Source organism: Tardiphaga sp. 20_F10_N6_6, from assembly GCF_052076045.1.
GTDB lineage: Bacteria > Pseudomonadota > Alphaproteobacteria > Rhizobiales > Xanthobacteraceae > Tardiphaga > Tardiphaga robiniae.
In genome coordinates, this window is sequence record NZ_CP197239.1 from 3,921,841 (window position 1) to 3,944,686 (window position 22,846).

The window sequence follows — 22,846 nt, forward strand, 5'->3', positions numbered from 1 at the left end:
TCTACTGTCATGGCCGGATTCGGCCGTTAGCCTTCGGAAGTTGGAGCCGATGTCGGGCGCGATTTGGCCAGTTGCTTGGCGATGCCGACGCCGTTGCCCTTGGCCATTTCATTGCCGATCTGCTCGGCGAGCATCGAACGCCAGACATTGCCGGCGGTACCCTTGCCGAATACGTCCTCCGCATCCTTCGGCAGCATCGTTTCCACGAACATCTGCAGCACGAAGGCTTCGAACTTGCGGTAAACCGGGTTGCTTCCCTCAGCCTTCCGGATGATCGGCGTTGACACTATCTCTCCGCCGCTGACGGGGGCAGACTTCGCGCTCTGGGCGGCCTGCCCTGCGGCAAACTCGTCGGCGACCGCAGATGCGAAGTTCGCATCGCCCGCCGGCGCCATACGCTCGAGCCTCGTTGCCGCGACACGTTGAGCGGCCGGATCCGCCGCCTTCATGACATCCGCAATTAGATCGTTCGATACCGGGGCGACTGTCATGTCACGCCCTGCATAGTTGTGAGAGCTTTCATCGGCCTATCCTCCCTCGATCGAGCGCCGCACGGCCTTGTCGATTTCGTCGTCCAGAACCCGCTTTTCGTCGGCCCGAACCGTGCGTCCGACCGCCGACTTCACCATTTTCAGCGCATGCTTCAGCTTGCGGCCTTCATCGCGTGCATGCACCGCCAGTCTTTCCTTGGCCTTGGCCACGACGCCTTGTTCGATGCTCGCGGCGCGCAAACTCTGGCTCGCCGTCTGCACGGCGAGGTCCGGAAGTTTGCTCTCGTCATTGAAACCTTCGAGAATGACGCGCTGCTTTTCCTCGAGCTGGTTTTCTCGTGCCTGGCATTCCATCAGCTGCCACTCGGCAATCCGATGCAGCCTGGCCTGCACGGCGGCGATACGGCGGATCTTGCGGTCGCGCTTCTGCATGGCTCGTCACCCGGACAGCCAGGACGCGAAGGCGATGCTGAATTGCAGCACCATTTCGCGGCCCGTGAGATAGAGCAGCAGTAGACCGCCAGTGAGTACAAATGGAATCGAGATAAAGTAGACGGGAATGCTTGGCGTCAGTTTATTGGCGAGACCGACCGCGAAATTGACGATGACAGCATAGATAACGAAGGGACTGGCGACCCGGAGCGCCAGCGTAAAGGCCATGGAGAGATGATCTACGAGTTGCGTTAGCCCGCCCTCGGCGCTGATCCCGGTTGCCGGCAACCAGATCTGATAGGACCCGACTAGGCCGCGCAACAATTCCCAATGCTGGTCGGTTACAAAGAAGACCACCGTCGCAGTCAGCGTGATCAGCGGCACCAGCGCCGGCACATGCTCGCCATCGTCGGCGACACCAGGGAGGGTCAGACCGATCCCCGACGCGACGAATGTGGCCATCGTTTCCAGCGCAGCGAAGAACATGCGTGCAGTGAGTCCAATGACCAGGCCCACCATCAGCTCGGACATGATCAGGCGGAGGAGATCCGGCGCCGTCGCCGCTTCCACAGCCGGGCGAACCGTGGACTCCAGCAGGGGCGTGAGCATCAGAGTGACGCTGATAGCGAGGAACAACCGGATCTGCGTCGGGATATTGACGCGGGAATAGCCCGGCGCCACCATCATGCAAGTCCCGATGCGGCAAAAGATCAGGAACGTGGCCAGGATGGAGACCGAGCTGCTTGCGATCAAGATACAGCTCCGAGCGACATCACCTCGGCCCCCCGCGCGATTTCCACATGCGACAGCACCGGCAGCGTGGGGAACATGCGCTCGGTGATCATGCGAACATAAGGACGGACGTCAGGCGGCGCGACCAGCACCGCAGTGTCGCCATTGGCCGCCGCCTTACGGACCGCAACCGACACGTCATCCGCAAATTGCTCGACCAGCCGCGGATCGGCGTCGAATTCCACGATCTCACCCTTGCCGTCGCGCTTGATGCTCTGATGGAAGGCGAGGTCCCAGCGATTACCGAGGCGGAGCACCTTGAGCACGCCGTTGTCGGCGAAATCACCGCAGATCTGCTGCGCAATGCGCATCCGCACATGCTCGGCCACATGCTCGGAACGACGCACATGCGGCGCGATCTCGGCGATGGCTTCCAGAATGAGATGCAGATTGCGGATCGAGATCCGCTCGGCGAGCAGTAGCTTGAACACCGCCTGCAGCCCGGAATAGGAAATCTGCGATGGCACCATATCCTCTATCAGCCGCTTGTATTCGGGATCGAGCCGATCGATCAGTGCCCGGGTGTCCTTATAGGTAAGGAGCTGGGCCAGATTGTTGCGGACGACCTCGCTGAGATGCGTGAGCAGCACCGAGATATTGTCAGCGATCTTGAATCCGTCCTGTTTGACTTCATCAATAAACGTCTCCGGAACCCACATCGCCTTCATGCCGAAAGCGGGTTCGATCGTCTCGTCGCCCGGAACATCGGGCTTCCGATCGCCGTCAAACAACACGAGGGACTCGCCGATACGTAGTTCGTGATGGGCCACGACGGTGCCGTAGATCTTGATACGATATGACTTCGGCCCGATGGAGAGGTCATCGGTCAGCTTGATCTCGGGAATGACGAAGCCATATTGGGCAGCGAAACGCCGCCGAACCTTGGCCACGCGGTGCGCCAGTTCGCCATGGGCATTCAGCATCTGAATCGCAAGCTGGCTACCGACGCAGAGCTCGACATCGGAGGTCTTGAGCAATTCCTTGACGGAATCCCTGTTCTCGATCTGCGCTTTTTCCTGAACCTGCGCGATGCGCGCCTGCTCCACCTTCGCGCGGGCGGCCTGCTGGCGCGGCAGCGTAAAGCTCATGAAGGCCATGGCGCTGCCAAGCAGCGCGAAGGGCAGGAATGGAAGTCCGGGCAGCAGACCGAGCGCGAACATCATCATCGCGGCAACTGACTGGGCGCGCGGATACTTTCCGAGCTGCTTCAGCACCATCTGCTCGGCAGAGCCGCGGGTACCGCCCTTGGAGACGAGCAGACCGGCCGAGAGCGACACAATCAGTGCGGGGATCTGCGAGACCAGGCCGTCACCGACCGAGAGTTTGGTAAAAACATCAGCGGCGCGTGACAGCTCCATGCCATGATGAGTGACGCCGATGATGATGCCGCCAAAGATGTTGATGGCGGTGATAATCAGGCCGGCAATCGCGTCGCCGCGCACGAATTTCGAGGCACCGTCCATGGCGCCGAAGAACGAGCTCTCTTCCTCCAGCTCGTGGCGCCGACGCTGCGCTTCCTTGTCATCGATCAGACCAGCCGACAGGTCGGCGTCGATCGCCATCTGCTTGCCGGGAATGGCGTCAAGCGAAAATCGGGCGCCGACTTCGGCGATACGCGTCGCACCTTTGGTGATCACCACGAAATTCACGGTGACGAGAATCGCAAAGATAATGAGGCCGATGACGAAGTCGCCACCCATCACGAATTTGGCGAAACCGGCGACAACATAGCCGGCGGCGTGCTCTCCCTCACCGCCATGCGACAGGATCACGCGCGTGGTCGCCACGTTCAGCGCCAATCGCAGGATGGTGGCGATCAGCAGCACGGTGGGAAATGCCGAGAAATCCAGTGGCCGCTGAATCCACAGCGACACCATCAGGATCAGCGCGGACAACGCGATCGAGAAGGCCAGGCCGAGGTCGATCAGGATCGTCGGAACCGGCAGCACCAGCATCACCAGAATGGTGACGATGCCGAATGCAAAGGCGACGTCCGTGCCGGCCCGCCGTTCGGCCGGCAGGGCTGAAATCATTACGTCGGCCATGGCAAGTCTCGCGCGAATATCATGGCCGCACTGTGCAGCGCCGACCTTGCGTGAAGATGGTGAAGACGGTGGCGGCTAGAAGCCGCGTTCGATCCGGCCGTAGAGCACTTCGGTGAAGGCAAAGATGTGGGCTCCCATGAAGGAGCCGGTGACGGCGACCACGATTAACATCACCACGATCTTGGGGATGAAGGTCAGCGTCATTTCCTGTACCTGAGTCAGCGCCTGCAGGAGGGCAATGACGATGCCGACGAACATCGCGGAACCAACCGCCGGGCCGGCGGCAACGATGATGGTCCAGATCGCCTGTTGGGCGATATCGAGGGCGTCGCGCTCGTTCATGGCTCAGCTAATGGTAATGCCGGGCCCGAGCTGGACCTTCGTACCGTTTTCGAGCGTCGCAACTGCACCGCCCTGGATGATATAGACTTCCTTGATCTTGCCGGTCGTGCTCGTTCCGCTTTCATCCGTGAACGAAGCGGTGCGGCCGATCAACCCTTCTGCCTGGGTAATCGCGCTGGTCGACAGCAGCGTATCGAGCTTTGCATTGGTCTGAACCGCCTGCTCGACGGACGACAGCTGTGCAAGCTGGCTCATATATTCGGTTGAATCGGTCGGATTGGTGGGATCCTGGTTGCGCATCTGCGCGATCAGAAGCTGCAGGAAGCCGTTGTAGTCGATCATGTTGGTCGACGACGTCGACGTCGTCGTACTTGTGGTGGATTTCGCGGTATCTACGCCGTTGACGATCATCTCGCTCTCCCTGGGTTAGGCCACGACCGGCAGCAGCATGTCGGCGCCGCTCAGGATCGCCTGTTCGACTTCGAACAGAGCCCGGATCTTCCGCAACGCCTCGTAATAACGTTTAGCCTCGACGAGCTCCTCGATCGCATCGAGGCCCTGCAACAATTCCTTGTTATCGGCCGCCGCGTAGATCGCGCAGCGCTGATGTCCAAAGACCGCACGCGCCTGTTCGATATCGCTCGGGCTCATCAACATCAGTTGCACGACGAAATAGAGCTGCCTAAGCGGCGTTGTCGCATCGGCGACCTGCATGACCTGGCTTTCTAGCAGGAAAGTCACGTCGTTGATCAGCTCCAGTGTCACCTTGCGGTCGACCCGCAAAACTGCGCCGTTAATATAGATTTTCTCGCCCGATCGCAGCGATATGCACATTGGCTTCTTCATGCCAGCGAATCCCGGATGACGATATTGATCGCAACGAGATCGCTCACGTCCGACAACTGCCCTTCCCGGAGGCGCTCGGCTTCCTTGATGACCCAGAGACCAATCGAAATCAGTTGCGCTCGCAACTGCTCCGGCAGGCCGTTTCGCGGATTCGACAGATCTTGTATGAAGAAGGTCCAGAGATTACGAATATAGAGTAGGGCATCAGTTTCTTCGGATGAAGCAAGCGCTCCGCTCTGGATTTTCTGAAGTAGTTTAATTCCGTGATTGAGCGCTTGTTGTTCCCTGGATCGCGCCTCGCGGCCGCTATCCTCGATTTCCGCGTCGTAACCTGCCAATGTCATTTCAATCGATAACCTGTTGCTTCATAGATCAGCCCACCTATCAGAGATAATTGAGGATGCTGAGGTTCTGAATTTGCGCGGTCAGCGCATGCGACATCTCCAACTGATTTTTCAGAGAGTTGACCCGGACGGATGCCTCTTCCGGATCGACCACTTCCATCGCGTTGATCTGCTTGTTGACGATGTCGGTCTGCACCTTGAGACGACTGGTTGCATTTGTCGTCTGTTCCTGCGCGGTGCCGAGGCGTGCACCGACACTCGCGAGGTCGGACACCGAACCGCCGACCAGCAGCAGCGCCTTGTCTGTAACGGCCTGGAACGCGCTCTGATTCAGAGTTTCCAGACCAAGCCCGCTGAGCATCGTGTAGGCCATCGCCAGGTTCCGGAATGCCTTGTCATTGGCGCTGGCGGAGGAATCGACGGTTTGTGTCGTAGAGATGCGACTGCGCATGACCTGATCGGATGCCGAAGACCAGTTCGTTCCCCAGGCCGGATCGTCGAATTCGGTCGCAAACGCATTGTCGAGGAAGTTATTCATGGCGGCGGGGGTGATATTTACGGCAGCCACGTCACCGGGCGGAAAACCAAAAGCGGCAGTAAAGGCCGCATCGATTGCCGTCTTGCTGGCCGAACCGGTCTGATAAGGCGTCATCGGCTGTTGCGCCGTGTTGATGCCGGCGAACAGATATTGCCCGTCCATCGAAACATTGAGCGTCGTAAGAAGCGACTGGAGGTTCGACGCCGCCGGCTGGGCGATGATGACGCCGCCATTTGCCGAATTTCGCGCCGCCAGCAGATCCTTCTGGAAGGACTGTGCCGTCTCGATCAATTGCGAAACACGCTCCTGCGTGACGTCCAGGCGGGCGCTCACGAGTGCATTGGTATCGACGATTTTCTCCATATCGAGAAGCTCCGCACGCAGGGTCACGTCGCGACCCGTGAGTGCACCAAGACTCCCCCCGACGTCAGCGAGTCTTCCTGTCGTCGCCTCCTTGGTGGCCTTTGAGATCGCCACCTGGCTTTTCGACGCGGAGATGCGCAGGGTGGTCGAGATCGAGTTCGATGAAATGAAATTTGTAGCCATATCGATTACCCCACCGCCATCAGAAGTTCTTTCAGCATGTCGTCGATCGTTGAGATCAGTTTCGACGATGCCGAGAAAGTGCGTTCGACCTGCAACATGAAGGTCATCTCATCATCCATGTTGACGCCATTGACGTTCGACAACGCATCGGCGCTGCGCTCCAGGAGCGTCTGGCTATAGGTGGCGTCGTCGCCGACGCTCTTGCGTTGCGATTCCAGCCAACTCACCGAGGAGCCGGCAAAGTCGATGAGGCTGCCGCTAGGCTTGCCGAGCGCGGCCGGATCATAGGTTCGGGATGCCGCCATGCCATCGACGAGGCCCTGAATGCGGGCGAAGAAACCCGCCTCACCGCCGGCATTGTAGACATAATTGACGCCATTGATCCCACCATCGCGGATCAGGCTCGGATTGCCGCCAAGGGCCTGATCGACCAGGGCCGTCACCTTGATCGTCCCGGCGAGCCCGGTATTGATCACGCCCGTGGTCGGCATTCCGGGTCCACCGGCATAGGTGAAGAGGCCGGTTTGGTCTGGTCCAGCGGCAGCACTCTGATCCTTCTCGGCAAAAATCTCGATCACGGCGCGCGCAACTTCGTCGAGCTGATTCTGATAGGTCACCATCTTGTCGTCGCGAAGCGTCGCGAGACCAGCGAGCTTGCCGGAGCCGATCGGCATGATCGCGTTAGCGCCGGTAACGGGAACGCCATCGACGACCACAGCGTTACCCGTTGTGGCGGCCGTGTAGGAATTTGTCGGAGCGAAGGTTACGGAGCGAGCGGTACGCTCGAACAACGTGACCCCGGAATCCGTATAGACAACCATGTCATTGTTTGCGCGGGTGGCAAACGTGATCCCAACCTCCTGGGACAGCTTCGACAGGATACTATCGCGCGTATCAAGGTAGTCGGTGACGTCGGAGCCGGAGATCGTTCCCTTGATGATCGCCGTATTAACCGTCTCGAATTGCGCCAGAAGCTGATTGATATTCCCGACCGACGTCGCCATTTCGGCGTCGGCATCCGCGCGGACAGTCTGCACGGTGTTGGTCGAATCGTTCAGCGATGCGGCAACATTTTTGGCCGCCGTGACGGCAGAATTCGCGAACGTTACGTTATCCGGCGCCGATGCATATTGCTGCAGGGCGCTTTTCAGCTTGGCCAATTGCGCCGCGGCAGACTGATCGAGCTCGGGGTCGTCGATGGTGACAGCCGCAACCTTCTGCAGACCGTTGTAAAGGGCATCCTGCTGTGCGGTGTTCGATACCGCCTTGACGACATTGTTGAACAGACCGGCGCTGGCGGCCCGCTGAATACCACTGACATAGACACCGCTGCCCGGCTGGGAAACGATCAGAGCATTCTTGCGGGAGTAGCCGTCCTGGTGCAGGCCGGCGACGTTGCGCGAGATGACGGAAGACTGGACGCCCGACGCCATAAGCGACGAGCGGGCCGAATTGAGTGCGACCGTAAGTGACATTGGAGACTCCCGTCAGTGATCCGCGCTGTGTGCTAGCGCTTCAGGTTGACGAGTACGTCGAGCAGGTCAGCGCCGGTCTGGAACACCTTGGAATTCGCGGTGTAGCCACGCTGCGACTCGATCATCGCCGTGAGCTCGTTGGCCAGATCGACGTTGGATGCTTCGAGCGCTTCCGGCTTGATGGTACCGAGACCGCTATTGCCCGCGAAATCGACCTGGATGTTGCCGGAGTTGGTGCTGATCGAATAGACATTCCCGACTTCGGGCGAGAGATTGTCGGGACTCGGTACCGTCGCCAGCGGGATCTTGTAGCTCGCGATTCGCGTGCCGTCGTCGAAGATCGAATACATGGTGCCGTCTGAGCTCACCTCCACACGGTCGAGCGCGCTCGGCGCGTTGCCGTTGGTCGTGGCCTTGAACTGGAACTCGTCCGCGACCTGCGTCATACTCGACATATCGAAAGTGACGGGCGAGCCGCCCGGGATTGTGAAGGCCATCGAGGTCGGGCTCGCGGCAGCGAGGCGGCCCTTGCCTGTGGCACTGACGTCGAAGGTAAATGTCTGGGTGGTGCCCAGCTGCGACCCGGCTGCATAGGGGAAGCCGCCGCCTGCTGCCGCGCCTGCGCTGTTGTAGATCTGCACATCCCATGTATTGGCGGCTGTCTTGAACATGTACATGTCAAGTTTCACCGCATTTCCAATATTATCGTAGGTGATGACCGACGTTTTCGACGTAAAGTTCGGCGGTCCGGCGCTGATCGCAGCATTGGAATCCAGGTTGGCGCTACTGATGCCTGCCTGGGTCGTCGGATTTCCCAGCAAGGACTGCTGCGCGATGTTTACGACCTCGAGATTGCCGAGGCCGTTGGCAACGACGTTCGGCTGGGCGCCATTCTTGATGTTGTAGCCCATCAGATAGTAGCCACCGGTATTGTAGAGATTCCCCTGGCCATCCGGAACGAAAGAGCCAGCGCGCGTGAGGTAAGGCGTGCCTCCTGCGTCGCTGACAACAAAGAATCCGTTGCCCTGGATCGCCAAATCGGTCGCGGACGTCGTGTAATTCATCGTACCGGGATCAGAGATCGCGTAACGAACCTGCGTCTCGACACTACCGGAATTGTAGTTTCCGGTTCCGCTGCGAAGGATCAGAGAGGAGAATTCCGTCGAGGCGCGCTTGTAGCCCGTGGTATTCACGTTCGCGATATTGTCAGCGACCGTCGCCAGTTTGTTCGACTGCGCGTTCATGCCGGAGCCGCCTGTGCGCATCACCCCATACAGACTCATCGATTATCCTCCGTTTCACGTGTGAAGTATTAGAGTTGAAGTTGCTTGCGCGAGGCTGGCGGTTATCCACAGGGTCATCGTGACGCAGTGCGCTCGGCGCAAAAATCTCGGGCCTTGCTCGTCCACGACCCAAATCCGCTCGCGACAAGGCTGCCGATAACACTGCAGATGTAGCGTTTTTGGCCGACAATATTGGTCGGCCCAGCATTGTAGCGCGCGACAGCCATCGTCCAGTTTCCCTCGCGCTCACGCAGGTCTTTCAGAAATCGTGCGGCGTAGTCGACATTGCGCGCGGGATCGAACATCGCCTCTACACTTGGAAATTTTTCCCCGTGATAGCGATGATTGATCTGCATGCAGCCGAGATCGACCAGCTTGGCGCCCCTGCTCTTCTCCTCGGCGAAACGCGCAACGGCATTGCGCAGATCGGTGGCGAGCACCGTCCGGCCATCGACATTGAGCGCATAGGGATTCAGCACACCCTTGCGCCCGGTCTCGCTGAGACCGACCGCAAAGAGAACGCCGAGTGGCACATTGTGGCGGCGTGCCGCGCGCGCCATCTCCCGTTCGCACGGCCCCTCGGCTCGAGCGTCCGTTACAGCGCTAGATATAAACAGTGCTGCTGCGAACCCGATTACTATTCTGATCCTGCTGCCGCTCCGACGACCTTGGCGATTGCTCATGATCCTGCCTGTTATGCCGTGCGCCGCTCTGCGCATCGCCGGACGACCGGCCCGAAGAACCACCGTCCGCCTGCGATCCGCCTGACGACGGCAGCGAAGAACGTTGATCGGACGGCGCTTGTTGTTGCTGTTGCTGCTGACCGTTGTTCAGATTTGCGTCGGGGGTGCGGGTATGATCGATCGCCGCGATGTCGAACGTGTAGCCAGCCGACTGCATGGCGTCGGTGAGCGCACCGCGCTCCTGCCGCAGCATCTGCGTGGTTTCGTAGCGATCCGCAGTGAGATGAATCTCCACGGAATCGCCGGCAAGCCGCATCTTCACCGTGACAGAGCCGAGATTGGGCGGATCGAGTTCGAGCGTCATCATGCGCACCGGCCGGCTATCCGCAGCTTTGTTCGTTTCGAGCCCCGGCGCGTCAGCCACGCGAGCCCCTTCAGGTGATGCGACGGTCACCAGATCAGTAGCCATCCGATCGACGATCTTCTGCAGCGTCGTCACCTGTTGCACGGGTTCGAAATGCGTCTCTTGCTCACGGACGACCGCCTTCGCAACCGGAAGCGGCTTGGTATCCGTCGTCTCGACCGCCAACGTAAATCGTTGCGTGGTGGCCGCATCGGCGTCAGGCACGTCGGCTGTTGCGGCGTGAATGAGCTTTGTGGGATCGCGCGGAGCATCATCTGCCTTCACGTCCGATACCGAAATGCGAGACGCCGCCTTGTCATCACTTGGCAAAGGTGAGTGTGCGTGATCGAGTTTGGCCATTACCGCGCTAAGCGCGGGATCCGGTCCGCGCCAGGGTGCAGATTTTGTCGCGCTCTCCTCGCCCCTCGTGGCCTTTGAATCGTCATCATCGGATTGGTCGTCACTGACGTTAGGTTTTTGCGCGACCTCACCCGTCAATTCCGCAAGAACGGATGCCGCGTCGAGCACCGGCTTTGCGTCAACGATTTTCGCGTCATCGGCTGCCTTGGCGACATGCGGCGTGACTGTTTTGGACTCCTTTGAGATCAGGCGGAGCTGCTCGCGAAAGTGATCGGCCTTCTCCTTGCCGTCCTTGGCATGGGCACCGCCGTTCAATCCGCCTTTCGTCCCAGCCTTTCCGGCCGCTGTCTGGCGAAGCGCTGCCATCAGGAGATCGGCATTGTTCATCGGGTTCTCTCCTTTAATTGTTCCTGCGACGCATCGAGCAGCTTTTGCGCGCGGTCGACGGCGGCGAGAGAGCGGCTGAAATCAATGCGCGGCCGCATGGCCGTCTTCACTTCGCTGCTTCCGTCGCTCTTGGCCTTTGCCTCCGGCAGTGCCTTTCGAACATTCAGTCCAATGGCAAGCGCCGCGGTTTGCAGTTCGACGTCACGTTCGGACAGTTTTGCCTTGTCGATCTGCTCAAGCTCGGCGATTGCCGTACTGTGTGCCGATGTGGCGACGCGTGCCGCGGCGCGATACAGGCGCGCGCGGACGCGCTCGACGCTATCGTCATCGGACAATGCAAATACACGGTCGGCGGCAAGCACGGTCATTTCAGTCTTGCCGCGAACCAATGCCGTTCTTGCAATCAGAAGATAGAGTGCCCGCTGGCTCGCCCGATCGAGATGATCGAGCACGGCGACAAGACGCGGGAAACGATCGGGGCGCTGCACGAAGCTGAAGCGTGCCACAGAGAGCGCAAAGCGCTGACGGAAATTGCCCGCATAAATGGAATGCCGATATCGGCGAAAGTAGCGCACCGCGAGGGCTTCGAACTTGTCGAAGTCGTCGTCCTGTCCGACGATGAAAATCTCCCGACGCAGTGCCGCTTCCTCGACCAGCGTGCCCGGCATCATCAGCCGCACCTCGTCAAGCAATGCGATCGCGACCTTCAGGTCGTCCTGTGCAACCAGTGCCGATTGCACCAGCGCGATCTCGGCACCGAGTGCCGCAGGCAGGCTACGTGGCTTGATATTGGCGAGCTTCGACTTCGCTTCGTCCGTGCGCCCTTCGACATAAGCGATGGCGCCATCGACAATAGCCTCGTCAATATTCAGCACGTTGCGGGAGCGGAGGCTCGCAACCACTTGCGGCGACCCACCACTCAAGAGGAAGGTGACAGCTGCGCGCGAATTGCGTGGTTCCTTCCAGACGGTAGCATCGGCTTTCAGAAAATTCTCACCCAGGCGCTTCAGCAGGGCGGGTTGGGAATTGTGAGCGTCGAGATCGCCGCGCGCGATCTGATCTTGCAGCATCTGCAATGAACGAACCATCTGATACGGCTCGCGCATTTGTTCGTCGGCCGGCTGCGCATGTGCGCTGCCAAGACAGGCTAGAAGCGTTGCTGCAATTATCCTGGCGCTGGTCATAGCACGGGAGCACGGATCAGAAGCTCGATCCGCCGGTTCTGCGCGGCAAGCGGGTCGTTCTGAATTTTCGGCCGGCGGTCCGCATAGCCCTCGATGCGCTCGACCCGCCCGGCGTCGAGGCCGCCGCGCACCAGCATGTGATACGCCATATGCGCACGCGCGGTCGAAAGCCGCCAATTGTCATATTCCGACGTGCGATAGACACGGCTATCGGTGTGACCACGCACGATGACCTGGCCGCGGTTCTGCGCAATCATCGGCGTGATCTTGTCGAGCGCACGAACGAGACCGGGCGTGGGCTCGGCCGAGCCGTTGGCAAACATTCCGTAGTTCACGTCGTCCGTCAGATTGATCAGAAGTCCTTCGGGGGTTTCCCTCACTTCGGCCACCGGACGCGCCGGTCCAATGGCGGCCAGCGCCGCCGAAATTGCGGCCTGGAGCTTGGCGGCGTCCATCGGTTGGGCTTTTTCTTGCTGGGCGGGCGCCTTGTCAGGCTGCGCCGAGGATTTGTCAGCCGGCGCTGCAGTCTTGTCTGCCTGCGCCGGTTGCGGACGACCCGCTGCCGGATTGGACTTGTCGCCATCGTCGGCAAACAACCCGGCGGGCTTCGGTGCCTCCTGCTTGTCGGATTTCGCGGGAGTTGAATTCGATCCGGACATCTCTTGCCCCGGGGTGCCGGTGGCATCAGGTTTGGCGTCGAGCGGGCGCTGCTCCTGGCCCTCGCTTGCAACAGCAACATCTTCGCCGAATGGTAGGCTGCCGGCGTCCTTACGTCCCGACAGCTTCTTCTCGAGCGACGAGATCGACGCCATCGGCCAGTTGATCGGGTCGAACGGATCACGATAGGCCTCTCCGCCCTTCAGCCCTTCTTTGCGATTTGGATCGAGCGCCGCGCTGCTCTGCCCCGGACGCGGCGGACCGCCGGCAATCTCCGACAGCACCGCATAAGGATCGCGAAACAACGTCGCCTCGCCATAGCGTGGCTGCGGGGGCTGCGGACGCGCGAGCGAATCCGTCGGCTGACCTGGCTCCGGATGCGGCCACTTGCTCTCGCCTTCCACGGCCTTGCCGGGGTCAACCCGCCGGGCATCGTTGATGCCTTTACGATCCGGTGTCGAGTCCGTCAGCTTGATTGGATTGAAATAGGTGGCCACGCTTTCGCGCGTTTCCTGATTGGTGGCATTGATCAGCCACATCACCAGGAAGAATGCCATCATCGCCGTCATGAAGTCGGCGTAAGCGATTTTCCAGACACTGTTCTTGGTCTCGCCGCTCTCAAGCGAACTGCGACGGCGGATAATTACTATTTCTGGCGGAAGCGGATCGGCCATCTCAGCTTTGGACCGCCATTTTCAAGCGCTCGGTCCATATCTTGAGCTGAGTCTCAAGCACGATCTGGTCGACGACAATCGACGCTTCTGTTTCGGGGCCGGCACGCAACTCCGATGCAATGGCGCGGACGCCGAGCTTGCTGCGGATCAATTCGAGCAAGTCCGATGGACCGGTAATGCGCAGGACCGGGCGGCGGCTATCGGTTGTGATCGACGACAAATGCTCGATGAACGCAGTGACGGCCTGTTTCTGTACGGCGTTACTGATGAGCGGCTCGAGAAGCCGCGCGGCTACGCCAGCGATTCGTCCCTGCAACTGGTCGCCCATTTCGGCGATATCGCCGGCGAGCTTGGCCGCAGTCTCGTTGAGCAGTTGCTGCCGTTCTTCGGCGGCCTGTGCCGCAAGTGCCTGCTTCTCCTGCTCAATGCGCCGTTCGAACTCGGCGAGTGCACTCGCATAGCCTTCGGCGCGACCGCGCTCATAGCCATCATCCTCCTGCACGAGAGGCGGCTTTGGCTGCATCTGCGGCTGCGGTTGAAACGACGGTTGCTGCTTTGCCTTCTGCAGAAGCGGCTGATGCTGCGGCTGCACGCTGGAGTGATGCAGATGGTCGAACGGAACGACGCGGCTGCGTGTTTTCGGCGGCTCCGGTCGATCGAAATCGGCGATCAGACGTGCGACTTGCTCTGCGCTCATACCGCTTCCTCTTGCCTGATCCATTGTTTCAGAATCGCTGCCGCCTGCTTCTCATCAAGCTGGATAATCTGTTCCAACCGCTTCTGCGGCGTATTCTGCATACTGCTCGAGACGTCCTGAATGAGGTTGGGCGGAGCCTCGCCTCCTGACAGAGCCGCGGTCGCCATCGTGCTGCCGCCACTGAGGAGTGCATTCGTCTCCGCCTGGAACTGCGTTGTCTCGTCCGTTTTCGCGCTGGCCAGGATCGTATTGATCGCCGGGCGCAGACCGAACCAGATCAGCATGCCGGCCACGGCTAGAATGGTGATGGCACTCACGAGACTGCCCGCTTGGCGCATCATCACCTCTGTGAAGGTGATCGACGGCACCGGCGCGAGATCGCGCGCACCTTCCATGAATTCGACCGCCGAAACCTGAATCTGGTCGCCGCGCGGGCGATCGATGCCAGCTGCGGTCGCAGCAATCTGCGAGATCTCCGCGACTTTGGCTTCGATCGCAGCATCGCTCACCTTGTCGCCAAGGCTCGCAATGAGGCGCGGCCGGTTGACCAGAACGGCGAGAAACATCTTGTTCACCACAAAACCATCACTCGTAGTCGTCACCGTCTTCGACGACACTTCGTAATTGGTGATGTCTTCGCGGCGCTGCTTCTCGTCATTCTGATTCTTGGCGCCGGTCGCATTGACCTGCTGATCTGGCAGGTTCTGCTGAACGGTTGTCGGTTGCTGCCGATCGAGGCTCTGCGACGTTTCCTTCTCTCGCACAGCGCGTACGGAGCGCTGCACCCGCGAATCCGGATCGTAGACCGTCTCATTGGTCTGTTTCTTGTCGGTCGACAGCTGGGTCGCAACGCTGACCTCGAAGTTATCGAGCCCCAGATAGGGTGTCAGTGCCCGGCTCACATTCTCCTGGATCGAGCGGCTGACAACCTTCTGCAAATTGGCCATCGTAGTCGGCGTTGCCCCGACGCTGCCGCTGCCGTCGTCGTCCGAAAGCAGCGAACCGTCACTGTCGAGCACGGTGACCTTATCCGCGGTCATTCCCGGCACAGCCGCGGCTACGAGATGACGCACCGAACGTGCCGTGCGTGCATCCGCCGGACCATCGGTTCGCAATACGACCGAAGCCGATGGCGGCGACTGCTCACGCCGGAATGAGCCACGCGCAGGCATCACGATATGGACGCGGGCTGCCTTGACACCTTTGAGAACCTGGATCGTCCGCGCAATCTCGCCCTCGAGCGCACGCACGCGCGTGATTTCCTGCATGAACGACGTCAGGCCGAGCGAGCCAATCTTGTCGAACAGCTCATAACCGCCGCCGGTGGTGCTGGGCAGGCCCTTGTCGGCCAGCAGCGTACGCGCCTGCGCGGTCTGTCCGGGACGAACGTAGACGGTATCGCCCGCCGTATTCAGATCGAAAGCGATATTCGCGTCGCGCAGCACCGAGCTGACACGCGTCACGTCCTCGCGGCTAAGACCCGAATAGAGAACATTGTATTCCGGTCGGCTTATGTAGTACGCGCCGCCGCCAACGCCGCCAAACACAGCGAGGCCAACCACCGCGAGCAGAATGAGACGCTTCGTACCCAGCTCAAGCAGATTGTTCCAGAGCTTCTGTGCGTGCTCGCGATTGACCATAAATACCCCTGCCCACTTCCGAATCGATCATCGATTGTGAAGCTTGTCCGAGGGTTACGGAGAGCTGGAAAGCGAAATGGCCGCGACCTATGACGGTCGCGGCCATTCCCATTCACGATTCGAGAGCGATTAGCCGCGGAACAGCGACAGGATGCTCTGGCTGCCGGCGTTGGCAATCGACAGCGCCTGGATGCCCAGCTGCTGCTGCGTCTGCAAGGCCTGGAGGCGAGTCGATTCGGCGTTCATGTCGGCGTCGACGAGCTGGCCGATACCGCGATCGAGCGAGTCAGTCAGGGTCTTCACGAAGTCCTGCTGCAGACCGATGCGGTTCTTGATGGCGCCGAGATTGGTGGCGGCATCGGTGATCTTGCTCAGCGCTTTGTCTGTACCAGAGATGTAAGTCTCGAGCGCAGTCAGATCGGAGGCGCTATCGGTGAACTTCGAAATGTCCAGATTAGCGACGCTGAAGGTAGTCCAGCCACCATTCTTGTAGACGTCGTAGGTCTGGTCGAGAACGCCCTTTTGGGACGCCACGTTAGCCGTAGCCGCTGGCTGCGCCGTGACGGTACCGCCGGTCGCGCCGCCATTGGTGTTGGTGGTGGCGATCGCGGTCGTGCTGCCGTTCTTGATCTCGAGCGTCTTGCCATCGGCATTGACACCAACAGTAAGGCCTTGGATGCCCAAGCCGTTAAGTGCCTTGGCGACGTCCTGAATCGTGGAAGTCTGCGACACGTTGATCGTGGTCGTCGTGGCAGTTCCACCAGCAGGCGTGACGGCGAAAGCGATCGTGCCAGTGGTCGTCGGCGGAACGGCCGCCGCGTCACCAACGGTGGCCGGATCGAAAACGAGGGTCGTCGTCGTGGCGGCAGCGTGAGCCGTGATGTAGGCCGCGTCCAGCGTTGTATCGTAGAGCTTGATGGCGTCGAGGTCGATGGTGAGCGTGTCCACCGAAACGACACCGCCGGCGCGGGAGAAGGACGACACGACCGACTTGGTTGAGTTGTAGGTGGGGTCCTGCGAGTCGACCGAGATCCAGTTTTCACCGTTGAACACGGCCGAGTCGGCGGTGTTCTTCAGCTGCTTCTGCAGTTCGGTGATTTCGCTCTGGATCTTGGCGCGGTCAACACCCGGGGTACGGGCAGCAACCAGTTTTTCCTTGATCGACGAGACGACGTCGACCGTGCCTTCGAGGCCGGTATACATCGTGTCGATGGTCGCAGCGCCGAGACCGAGAGCGTCCTGCACGGCGCCCAGAGCCTGAACGTCCGAACGCATCGTGGTAGCGATCGACCAGTAAGCGGCGTTGTCCGACGCGGTCGCCACGCGATAGCCGGTCGAGATGCGGTTCATCGTGGTGGAGAGGTTGGCATCGACCGAGCGCAGAGTCTGCAGCGCGGTCATGGCCTGGGAGTTGGTCATCAAGCTAGACATCGTATGTCCCTTTAATTTGATTGATTTGCTGGGGACATACCGGACTTTCACCGGTACGAGAGGGCGGCATCATGCCTTTGGAATGTCGATATCTGATCGACCCAACCTGTCGTGAATTGCAAGCTAGCCGCCAAACCTTACCCAAAGCTGAAGGGAGCGGCCGCTCGTATAGTTAACAGCGATCATTTGATTCGTCACTTACCTTGTGATGAATCAAATGATCTAGAGAAACGACTTCACAAGACCAACTGCGAGCAAATTCCAGCCGTCGATCAATACGAAGAATAGTACCTTGAACGGTAGCGCGAATACCGTGGGCGGCATCATCATCATGCCCATCGACATCGTTAGTGTTGCAACGATCATGTCGATCACCAGAAATGGCATGACGACAAGAAATCCGATCTCGAATGCGCGGCGAAGCTCCGACACCATGAAAGCCGGAATGATGATTCGCAGATCGATCCGCTGACCTTCGAGTTTGATCTTCATACTTTCGGCAGCAAGGTTCTCGAAGGTTTGCAGATCCTTTTCACGTACGTGCTGCAGCATGAAATCCCGAAACGGATCTGTGACACGCGAATAGGCTTCCTGCTCTGTGATCTCATTCTTCATCAGGGGCTGAAGGCCGTTCTGCCACGCGCGATCGAAGGTCGGTGCCATCACATAGAATGTGAGGAACAGCGCAAGGCTGATCATCACGATATTGGCCGGCGTGGTTTGCAGGCCAAGCCCTGTGCGCAGGAATGAGAGTGCGACGACGAAGCGCGTGAAGCTCGTCACCATGATGAGCAGGCCCGGCGCCAGTGACAGCACCGTCAGCAGCGCGACCATCTGGATGATTCGGCCGCTCGCACTACCCTCGCCCTGCGGAAGCAAGGTCGACAGATCCGGAACCTGCGCCACTGCAGCCGTCGGCAGAAGCACCAGGAGCAGGATCGGAATGATACGCTTCATTGCACCACCAGCGTCTCGATAATCAACTCACGAACCCTGCCGCTCGAACGCGTAAGCGCGCGCTCATTCAGGTCTTCGCGCAGATATTGCAGGCCGCGGGCACCCTCGATCTGCGCGGGTGTGAGCGTGCGCAGATAGGCTGCAACATCCTCACCGATGCGAGCGACCACGATGCTCGCCTCCTCCTCGGTCAACTTATCGGTTACGATCGATGCCTCCATGCGGATCCAGGCATTTGGCGGCGCCGCCAGATTGGTCACGACCGGCGTGATCTTGCGCAGACGATCATTGGCATTGAAGGCCGACGAGATCGGTTTCTCTGGGACTTCCTTCTGGCTTTCACTGATGCGCTGGAACGTCGACATCAGATGCAGGCTTGCCAGCGCTCCAGCCCCGACCGAGAGCGCCGTGACAAGCAGCAGGGCGCCAAACCACTGCATGAATCCCGGGCGCTGGCCTGCATTCGCTGTGTTATCGGCCATGATCGATTCCCATCAGAACGGCGCGACCTGGTCGTAGACCTGTTGACCCCAGTTCGGCTGCTGCACTTCCATGGACCGGCCGCGCCCGCCATACGAAATGCGGGCTTCGGCGATCTTCTCATAGGCGATGGTGTTGTTGCGGCTGATATCGATCGGACGCACGATGCCACCGACATTGACGATGCGCATTTCGTAATTGACGCGCATCTCCTGCGAGCCGCTAACCAGGAGATTTCCGTTCGGCAACACATCGACAACGACTGCGGCCACCGAGAAGCGCACTTCTTCATTGCGGTCGATCTTGCCAGCGCCCTTGTTCGATGATTGGGATTTGACGTTGGTGTCGAAATTTCCGGCCGATAGCCATTTGGCAATATTGGCCGAATAGTCGGACTCCACCTTGATCTGCGAGTCCCGCGACCGATCCGTCTTGTTGTCGAGAATCGCCTTGTCGTTCATCAGAATATTCACGGTCAGAAGATCGCCGACCCGCGTTGCCCGCGAATCACGATAGAGGTCCTTGCGGTCATTCCAGATCGAGTGAGGGCCCGCGCTACGATACGCGCGCCGCTCGATCGGAATTGCGCGCGCATCAACCTGCATACCGTTGCCGATCGGCGACATGTAGGGCGCCTGGCCAACCTCGGCGAGATTACTGGCGCAACCGGTCAGGCACGACAGTGCGACCGGAATCAGAATCACTCTCAACCACATCATTTCTTGGCTTTCCCGTCGTCGGTGCGACGCATCCCGGCAAGCGTGTCAGCGAGATGTGCGCCACGTGCCGGTTCCATTTCATTGAGGATCGCGCTGGCAACGCGAACGCGCAGCTTGGCGAGAACAGCAGCTGCCGTGTCATCAGCCATGCTGGCAATCTGCTGCGCCGCAGCTTCCGGATTCATGCGCGAGTAGATTTCGACGACGTTATCTTCCGCCTTTTTGAGGAATTCTTCGCGCAACTTCAGCCATTCCTCATATTCGGCACGCTTGGCCTCAAGTTCGGCAATGCGCAGCTTCAGCTTGGATTCCGTCGCTTCCAGCTCTTTCTGCTGCCACGCCACCCGGGCATCGAGTGCCTGGTCTGCGATATTGCTGCAAAAGCGCGCGACGTCGGATTCCTGGGAGTTCGCGGCTGCGCTATCCTTTTTGTCGATTGCGCCCGTGATCAGCGCCGAATCGGCTGGCGGACGCACCACCGGGTCCTGCTTGTTTGCAGCCGGGCGGGGGCGCGCAACTTGCGGCGTCTTTGCAAATTCACCAAGGTTCAGCGGCTTTGAGAGCTTCTGCTCGGGTTCGGCCGATGCTTGTGTGGACAGCACCATACCGACCAGCATGAGAAACTTGATCGATCGATTTGCGACGCGCGCCATTCGTGTTCTCGTGATTCAGCTAAGCGAGCGTTGCACGCTTTGGCTTGCGTGACGCTGACCCGCGCCTTACTGGATGACGAGTTCCGCCTGAAGCGCACCGGCCGCCTTGATCGCCTGCAAGATCGCGATGATCCCCTGCGGCTTCAGCCCGATCTGATTGAGACCACGCACCAGACGCTGCAAATCGGCGCCGCGCAGAATCGCGATTTTGGCGCCTGGCTCGTTAGCTTCGATGAAGGTCTGCGGCACCACCACGGTCTCGCCACGACGGGCAAACGGCGACGGTTGCGACACGATCGGCGCTTCGGTGATTCGCACCGACAGATTTCCGTGGGTGACCGCTACCGTCGAAATCTGTACATTCCGGCCGATGACCACCGTTCCCGTGCGTTCGTCGACCACCACTCGCGCCGGCGAATCCGGCTCGACCAGCAGCTCCTCGATTTCGGCGATAAACCGCACCGGCGCGGTCGAGCGTGGGCGCGACAGCACGATGGTGCGATAATCGCGCTCGAAGGCCACGACCTTCTGGTAACGGCCGCTGCTATGTGCGTTGATCGTGTCCATGATACGCGTTGCGGTGACGAAATCCGGATTCTTTAGCTCAAGAATGAGCGATTCCATCTCGCTGAAGCGGCCCTTAACCTCTCGTTCGATCAGCGCACCATTTGGGATGCGGCCAGCCGTGGCCACACCCTGGCTGAGCGTTTGTGCGGCGCCTTCGACGTTGTAGCCGCCAACGGCGATAGCGCCTTGCGCGACGGCATAGGTTTCACCATCAGCGCCGCGCAATTGTGTCATCACCAGCGTTCCGCCAAGCAAGGATGACGCGTCGCCCAGCGACGAGATCGCGACGTCGATTCGCGAACCACCTGCGACGAACGGCGGCAGGTCGGCCGTCACAACGACGGCGGCCACGTTGCGCGTACGCAACGAGGTGCCACGGATATTGATGCCCATATTGTCGAGCATCGATTGCAACGATTGTTCGGTGAACGGCGCGTTGCGCAACGTGTCACCGGTACCCTTGAGGCCGATCACAAGGCCATAGCCGAGGATTTGGTTCTCCCGCACGCCCTTGAGATTGGCGATGTCCTTCACACGCACAGCGGCATCTGCCGCCGAGATCGAAAGCGAAAGCAGGAGACCGCAAAGGAGACGCAGCATCATCCGTTCTGAATCCGTACTGATCCGTCCTGCTGGACGATGCCCCGAATCGTAACGCCGGTATCGAGGTTGCGAAGCTGCACCATCATGCCGGCACTGCCGGACTGCAGGGATGTTGCATAGGTGACGATAATGAGCCCATCATCCTCGACGAGCACCTTCACCACAGCCCCGCGGGTGACGGCCTTCAGATCTTCGAGACCGTTGATCGGAATCAGGTGCCCCGCCAACAGTGTACGACGCGCAATGCGGCCAACGAGGGACGCACGGTCGTTGATGAATGCACTTGCGCCCTGAATATTGGGCGCAAAATTGCGATCCATGATCATTTCATCCCTGATGACGTCACCGGGATAGATCGCCGTGGCCGGCACGGGATAGCGGACGGCATCTTCCGCAGCATTTGCGACGCCTGCGATGCCGGCCGCGAGCACGAAGCTCGCGAGCCAGCGGGTGACGATGGTGACTGCGCGCATCAGGCCGAGATCCCGTTCTGTGGATTACCGCATGCCCTTCGAAATGGTCGATGCCATCTCGTCAGCCGCCTGGATGACCTTGGAATTCATTTCATAAGAACGCTGCGCCGATATCAGCTCAGTGATTTCCTTCACCGGATCGACGTTCGAACTCTCGAGATAGTGTTGATGCAGCTTGCCGTAGCCAATGTCGCCTGCGAAGCCCACAACGGGCACGCCGGATGAAACCGTCTCGCGATAGAGATTTCCGCCGAGTGGGTCCAGACCGGCTTCATTGGAGAAGTTCGCGAGCGAGAGTTGCCCGAGCTGAACGGGCGCAACGGTCCCGTCGACCTTCGCGAAGACTTGGCCGGACTCGTTGACAGTGACATCCACGGCATTCTGCGGGACAATGATCGCAGGCGTCACCAGATAGCCGTCCGGCGTCACCAGCTGGCGGTTTTCATTCAGGTTGAATGCACCGGCGCGTGTGTAGAGCGTCTCACCACTCGGACCGGCGATCTGGAACCAGCCGCGGCCATTAATGGCCATGTCATAAGTGTTGCCAGTCTGCGCCATGGCGCCCTGCAGATGCAGCTTGCGCACGGCAGCCGAACGCACGCCGAGACCGAGCTTTGCGCCTTCAGGTACTGCGCCCTCACCGCTTCGGTTGGGAACGCCCTGCGCGCGGTCGATCTGATAGAACAGATCGGTGAATTCCGCGCGGGATCGCTTGTACGAGGTCGTATTGATATTCGCGATATTATTCGCGATCACTTCGACATTAAGCTGCTGCGCGCCCATACCGGTGGCAGCAATGGCCAGAGCTCTCATGATTAAACCTCAAATCGCCATTCGGCTGACTTCTTGATACGCCTGAACGACCTTGTCGCGGACGGCGACAGCCATCTGCAATGACCGTTCGGCAGACATGACCGCCTCGACCACCTTCTGTGCGGAGAGCTTGCCGTGGATGGACTGGATTGACGCGGCTTCGCCGGCCTTGATCGAACCGATGGCATCGGCTGCGACCTGTTCGAGGACGTTGTTGAAACCGACGGTGGCCGCACCAGGTTGCACCGCGGGTGTCGCGGAATTGATGACTTCGCTGGTTTTGGCGAGCTCACCAGCACTGCTGATGACTGAGGATACCGCTTCAAGCATG

Annotated in this window: 26 protein-coding genes; all 26 read right to left on the reverse strand. The window is 59.8% G+C overall.

Annotated features, from left to right (window positions below):
• Positions 1-26: 26 nt before the first annotated feature.
• Complete coding sequence (locus AB7813_RS18840) at positions 27-491, reverse strand: rod-binding protein (RefSeq protein ID WP_175369207.1); 465 nt, start codon at positions 489-491, stop codon at positions 27-29.
• 36 nt (positions 492-527) lie between these two features.
• On the reverse strand, positions 528-923 hold the full coding sequence (locus AB7813_RS18845; RefSeq protein ID WP_175369208.1) for a hypothetical protein: 396 nt from the start codon (positions 921-923) through the stop codon (positions 528-530).
• Between the two features lie 6 nt (positions 924-929).
• On the reverse strand, positions 930-1,676 hold the full coding sequence (fliR, locus tag AB7813_RS18850) for a flagellar biosynthesis protein FliR (protein WP_068729859.1): 747 nt from the start codon (positions 1,674-1,676) through the stop codon (positions 930-932).
• The gene (gene flhA / locus AB7813_RS18855; protein WP_309941945.1) at positions 1,673-3,760 is read right to left on the reverse strand and encodes a flagellar biosynthesis protein FlhA; all 2,088 of its coding nucleotides are present in this window, start codon (positions 3,758-3,760) and stop codon (positions 1,673-1,675) included. The genes fliR and flhA overlap by 4 nt, the downstream gene beginning before the upstream one ends.
• 75 nt (positions 3,761-3,835) lie before the next feature.
• On the reverse strand, positions 3,836-4,102 hold the full coding sequence (gene fliQ, locus AB7813_RS18860; protein WP_089263448.1) for a flagellar biosynthesis protein FliQ: 267 nt from the start codon (positions 4,100-4,102) through the stop codon (positions 3,836-3,838).
• A gap of 3 nt (positions 4,103-4,105) precedes the next feature.
• Positions 4,106-4,513 carry a flagellar hook assembly protein FlgD gene (gene flgD, locus AB7813_RS18865; protein ID WP_439060104.1) on the reverse strand — a complete coding sequence of 136 codons (408 nt, stop codon included), beginning with the start codon at positions 4,511-4,513 and terminating at the stop codon, positions 4,106-4,108.
• 15 nt (positions 4,514-4,528) lie between these two features.
• Positions 4,529-4,936, reverse strand: a complete 408-nt coding sequence (gene flbT / locus AB7813_RS18870; RefSeq protein WP_120288068.1) for a flagellar biosynthesis repressor FlbT — start codon at positions 4,934-4,936, stop codon at positions 4,529-4,531.
• Between the two features lie 8 nt (positions 4,937-4,944).
• Positions 4,945-5,292, reverse strand: a complete 348-nt coding sequence (gene flaF, locus AB7813_RS18875) for a flagellar biosynthesis regulator FlaF (protein WP_068729866.1) — start codon at positions 5,290-5,292, stop codon at positions 4,945-4,947.
• A 40-nt stretch (positions 5,293-5,332) separates the two neighbouring features.
• Positions 5,333-6,376, reverse strand: a complete 1,044-nt coding sequence (locus AB7813_RS18880) for a flagellar hook-associated family protein (protein WP_089263446.1) — start codon at positions 6,374-6,376, stop codon at positions 5,333-5,335.
• 5 nt (positions 6,377-6,381) lie between these two features.
• Positions 6,382-7,851, reverse strand: a complete 1,470-nt coding sequence (gene flgK / locus AB7813_RS18885) for a flagellar hook-associated protein FlgK (RefSeq protein ID WP_231078762.1) — start codon at positions 7,849-7,851, stop codon at positions 6,382-6,384.
• A 32-nt stretch (positions 7,852-7,883) separates the two neighbouring features.
• Complete coding sequence (locus AB7813_RS18890; protein ID WP_068729872.1) at positions 7,884-9,134, reverse strand: flagellar hook protein FlgE; 1,251 nt, start codon at positions 9,132-9,134, stop codon at positions 7,884-7,886.
• A 74-nt stretch (positions 9,135-9,208) separates the two neighbouring features.
• Positions 9,209-9,694 (reverse strand): transglycosylase SLT domain-containing protein, encoded by a 486-nt coding sequence (locus AB7813_RS18895; RefSeq protein WP_231078761.1) that lies wholly within the window; start codon positions 9,692-9,694, stop codon positions 9,209-9,211.
• Between the two features lie 43 nt (positions 9,695-9,737).
• On the reverse strand, positions 9,738-10,748 hold the full coding sequence (fliK, locus tag AB7813_RS18900) for a flagellar hook-length control protein FliK (RefSeq protein ID WP_441228258.1): 1,011 nt from the start codon (positions 10,746-10,748) through the stop codon (positions 9,738-9,740).
• Between the two features lie 215 nt (positions 10,749-10,963).
• The gene (locus AB7813_RS18905; protein WP_439065322.1) at positions 10,964-12,151 is read right to left on the reverse strand and encodes a chemotaxis protein; all 1,188 of its coding nucleotides are present in this window, start codon (positions 12,149-12,151) and stop codon (positions 10,964-10,966) included.
• Entirely contained in the window at positions 12,148-13,482 is a 1,335-nt protein-coding gene (locus AB7813_RS18910) for a MotB family protein (protein ID WP_439083850.1), read from the reverse strand. Before AB7813_RS18910 ends, AB7813_RS18905 begins: the two co-directional genes overlap by 4 nt.
• A gap of 1 nt (position 13,483) precedes the next feature.
• Positions 13,484-14,179, reverse strand: coding sequence for a hypothetical protein (locus AB7813_RS18915; RefSeq protein ID WP_439083849.1), 696 nt, complete (start codon positions 14,177-14,179; stop codon positions 13,484-13,486).
• Positions 14,176-15,819: a flagellar basal-body MS-ring/collar protein FliF gene (fliF, locus tag AB7813_RS18920; RefSeq protein WP_093757669.1), complete on the reverse strand. Its 1,644-nt coding sequence runs from the start codon at positions 15,817-15,819 to the stop codon at positions 14,176-14,178. The genes AB7813_RS18915 and fliF overlap by 4 nt, the downstream gene beginning before the upstream one ends.
• Positions 15,820-15,948: 129 nt before the next feature.
• Positions 15,949-17,250, reverse strand: a complete 1,302-nt coding sequence (locus AB7813_RS18925) for a flagellin N-terminal helical domain-containing protein (RefSeq protein ID WP_439083848.1) — start codon at positions 17,248-17,250, stop codon at positions 15,949-15,951.
• 222 nt (positions 17,251-17,472) lie between these two features.
• Positions 17,473-18,207 carry a flagellar type III secretion system pore protein FliP gene (fliP, locus tag AB7813_RS18930; protein WP_068729883.1) on the reverse strand — a complete coding sequence of 245 codons (735 nt, stop codon included), beginning with the start codon at positions 18,205-18,207 and terminating at the stop codon, positions 17,473-17,475.
• Positions 18,204-18,647, reverse strand: a complete 444-nt coding sequence (locus AB7813_RS18935) for a flagellar basal body-associated FliL family protein (RefSeq protein WP_199712004.1) — start codon at positions 18,645-18,647, stop codon at positions 18,204-18,206. Before AB7813_RS18935 ends, fliP begins: the two co-directional genes overlap by 4 nt.
• 54 nt (positions 18,648-18,701) lie before the next feature.
• A complete protein-coding gene (flgH, locus tag AB7813_RS18940; protein WP_089263698.1) occupies positions 18,702-19,397 on the reverse strand; it encodes a flagellar basal body L-ring protein FlgH in 696 nt (231 codons plus the stop codon).
• 5 nt (positions 19,398-19,402) lie between these two features.
• Positions 19,403-20,059 carry a MotE family protein gene (locus AB7813_RS18945; RefSeq protein WP_244558224.1) on the reverse strand — a complete coding sequence of 219 codons (657 nt, stop codon included), beginning with the start codon at positions 20,057-20,059 and terminating at the stop codon, positions 19,403-19,405.
• Between the two features lie 66 nt (positions 20,060-20,125).
• Positions 20,126-21,226, reverse strand: coding sequence for a flagellar basal body P-ring protein FlgI (gene flgI / locus AB7813_RS18950; RefSeq protein ID WP_439084256.1), 1,101 nt, complete (start codon positions 21,224-21,226; stop codon positions 20,126-20,128).
• Positions 21,226-21,702, reverse strand: a complete 477-nt coding sequence (gene flgA, locus AB7813_RS18955) for a flagellar basal body P-ring formation chaperone FlgA (RefSeq protein WP_115032323.1) — start codon at positions 21,700-21,702, stop codon at positions 21,226-21,228. Before flgA ends, flgI begins: the two co-directional genes overlap by 1 nt.
• A 24-nt stretch (positions 21,703-21,726) precedes the next feature.
• Positions 21,727-22,515 carry a flagellar basal-body rod protein FlgG gene (gene flgG, locus AB7813_RS18960; protein ID WP_441228259.1) on the reverse strand — a complete coding sequence of 263 codons (789 nt, stop codon included), beginning with the start codon at positions 22,513-22,515 and terminating at the stop codon, positions 21,727-21,729.
• Positions 22,516-22,524: 9 nt separating this feature from the next.
• Complete coding sequence (locus tag AB7813_RS18965) at positions 22,525-22,845, reverse strand: flagellar hook-basal body complex protein FliE (RefSeq protein ID WP_068729891.1); 321 nt, start codon at positions 22,843-22,845, stop codon at positions 22,525-22,527.
• Position 22,846: the final 1 nt, after the last annotated feature.

What these genes read in the sequence shown, in the direction of transcription:
- AB7813_RS18910 (WP_439083850.1), bottom strand. Translation starts at nt 13,482, where the DNA reads ATGGCCGATCCGCTTCCGCCAGAAATAGTAATTATCCGCCGTCGCAGT.
- flhA (WP_309941945.1), bottom strand. Translation starts at nt 3,760, where the DNA reads ATGGCCGACGTAATGATTTCAGCCCTGCCGGCCGAACGGCGGGCCGGC.
- AB7813_RS18840 (WP_175369207.1), bottom strand. Translation starts at nt 491, where the DNA reads ATGACAGTCGCCCCGGTATCGAACGATCTAATTGCGGATGTCATGAAG.
- AB7813_RS18880 (WP_089263446.1), bottom strand. Translation starts at nt 6,376, where the DNA reads ATGGCTACAAATTTCATTTCATCGAACTCGATCTCGACCACCCTGCGC.
- fliF (WP_093757669.1), bottom strand. Translation starts at nt 15,819, where the DNA reads ATGGTCAATCGCGAGCACGCACAGAAGCTCTGGAACAATCTGCTTGAG.
- flgD (WP_439060104.1), bottom strand. Translation starts at nt 4,513, where the DNA reads ATGATCGTCAACGGCGTAGATACCGCGAAATCCACCACAAGTACGACG.
- flgG (WP_441228259.1), bottom strand. Translation starts at nt 22,515, where the DNA reads ATGAGAGCTCTGGCCATTGCTGCCACCGGTATGGGCGCGCAGCAGCTT.
- AB7813_RS18925 (WP_439083848.1), bottom strand. Translation starts at nt 17,250, where the DNA reads ATGTCTAGCTTGATGACCAACTCCCAGGCCATGACCGCGCTGCAGACT.
- flgI (WP_439084256.1), bottom strand. Translation starts at nt 21,226, where the DNA reads ATGCTGCGTCTCCTTTGCGGTCTCCTGCTTTCGCTTTCGATCTCGGCG.
- AB7813_RS18845 (WP_175369208.1), bottom strand. Translation starts at nt 923, where the DNA reads ATGCAGAAGCGCGACCGCAAGATCCGCCGTATCGCCGCCGTGCAGGCC.
- AB7813_RS18890 (WP_068729872.1), bottom strand. Translation starts at nt 9,134, where the DNA reads ATGAGTCTGTATGGGGTGATGCGCACAGGCGGCTCCGGCATGAACGCG.
- AB7813_RS18915 (WP_439083849.1), bottom strand. Translation starts at nt 14,179, where the DNA reads ATGAGCGCAGAGCAAGTCGCACGTCTGATCGCCGATTTCGATCGACCG.
- AB7813_RS18905 (WP_439065322.1), bottom strand. Translation starts at nt 12,151, where the DNA reads ATGACCAGCGCCAGGATAATTGCAGCAACGCTTCTAGCCTGTCTTGGC.
- fliQ (WP_089263448.1), bottom strand. Translation starts at nt 4,102, where the DNA reads ATGAACGAGCGCGACGCCCTCGATATCGCCCAACAGGCGATCTGGACC.
- flbT (WP_120288068.1), bottom strand. Translation starts at nt 4,936, where the DNA reads ATGTGCATATCGCTGCGATCGGGCGAGAAAATCTATATTAACGGCGCA.
- AB7813_RS18935 (WP_199712004.1), bottom strand. Translation starts at nt 18,647, where the DNA reads ATGCAGTGGTTTGGCGCCCTGCTGCTTGTCACGGCGCTCTCGGTCGGG.
- AB7813_RS18895 (WP_231078761.1), bottom strand. Translation starts at nt 9,694, where the DNA reads ATGGCGCGCGCGGCACGCCGCCACAATGTGCCACTCGGCGTTCTCTTT.
- fliP (WP_068729883.1), bottom strand. Translation starts at nt 18,207, where the DNA reads ATGAAGCGTATCATTCCGATCCTGCTCCTGGTGCTTCTGCCGACGGCT.
- AB7813_RS18945 (WP_244558224.1), bottom strand. Translation starts at nt 20,059, where the DNA reads ATGGCGCGCGTCGCAAATCGATCGATCAAGTTTCTCATGCTGGTCGGT.
- flgA (WP_115032323.1), bottom strand. Translation starts at nt 21,702, where the DNA reads ATGCGCGCAGTCACCATCGTCACCCGCTGGCTCGCGAGCTTCGTGCTC.
- AB7813_RS18965 (WP_068729891.1), bottom strand. Translation starts at nt 22,845, where the DNA reads ATGCTTGAAGCGGTATCCTCAGTCATCAGCAGTGCTGGTGAGCTCGCC.
- flaF (WP_068729866.1), bottom strand. Translation starts at nt 5,292, where the DNA reads ATGACATTGGCAGGTTACGACGCGGAAATCGAGGATAGCGGCCGCGAG.
- flgK (WP_231078762.1), bottom strand. Translation starts at nt 7,851, where the DNA reads ATGTCACTTACGGTCGCACTCAATTCGGCCCGCTCGTCGCTTATGGCG.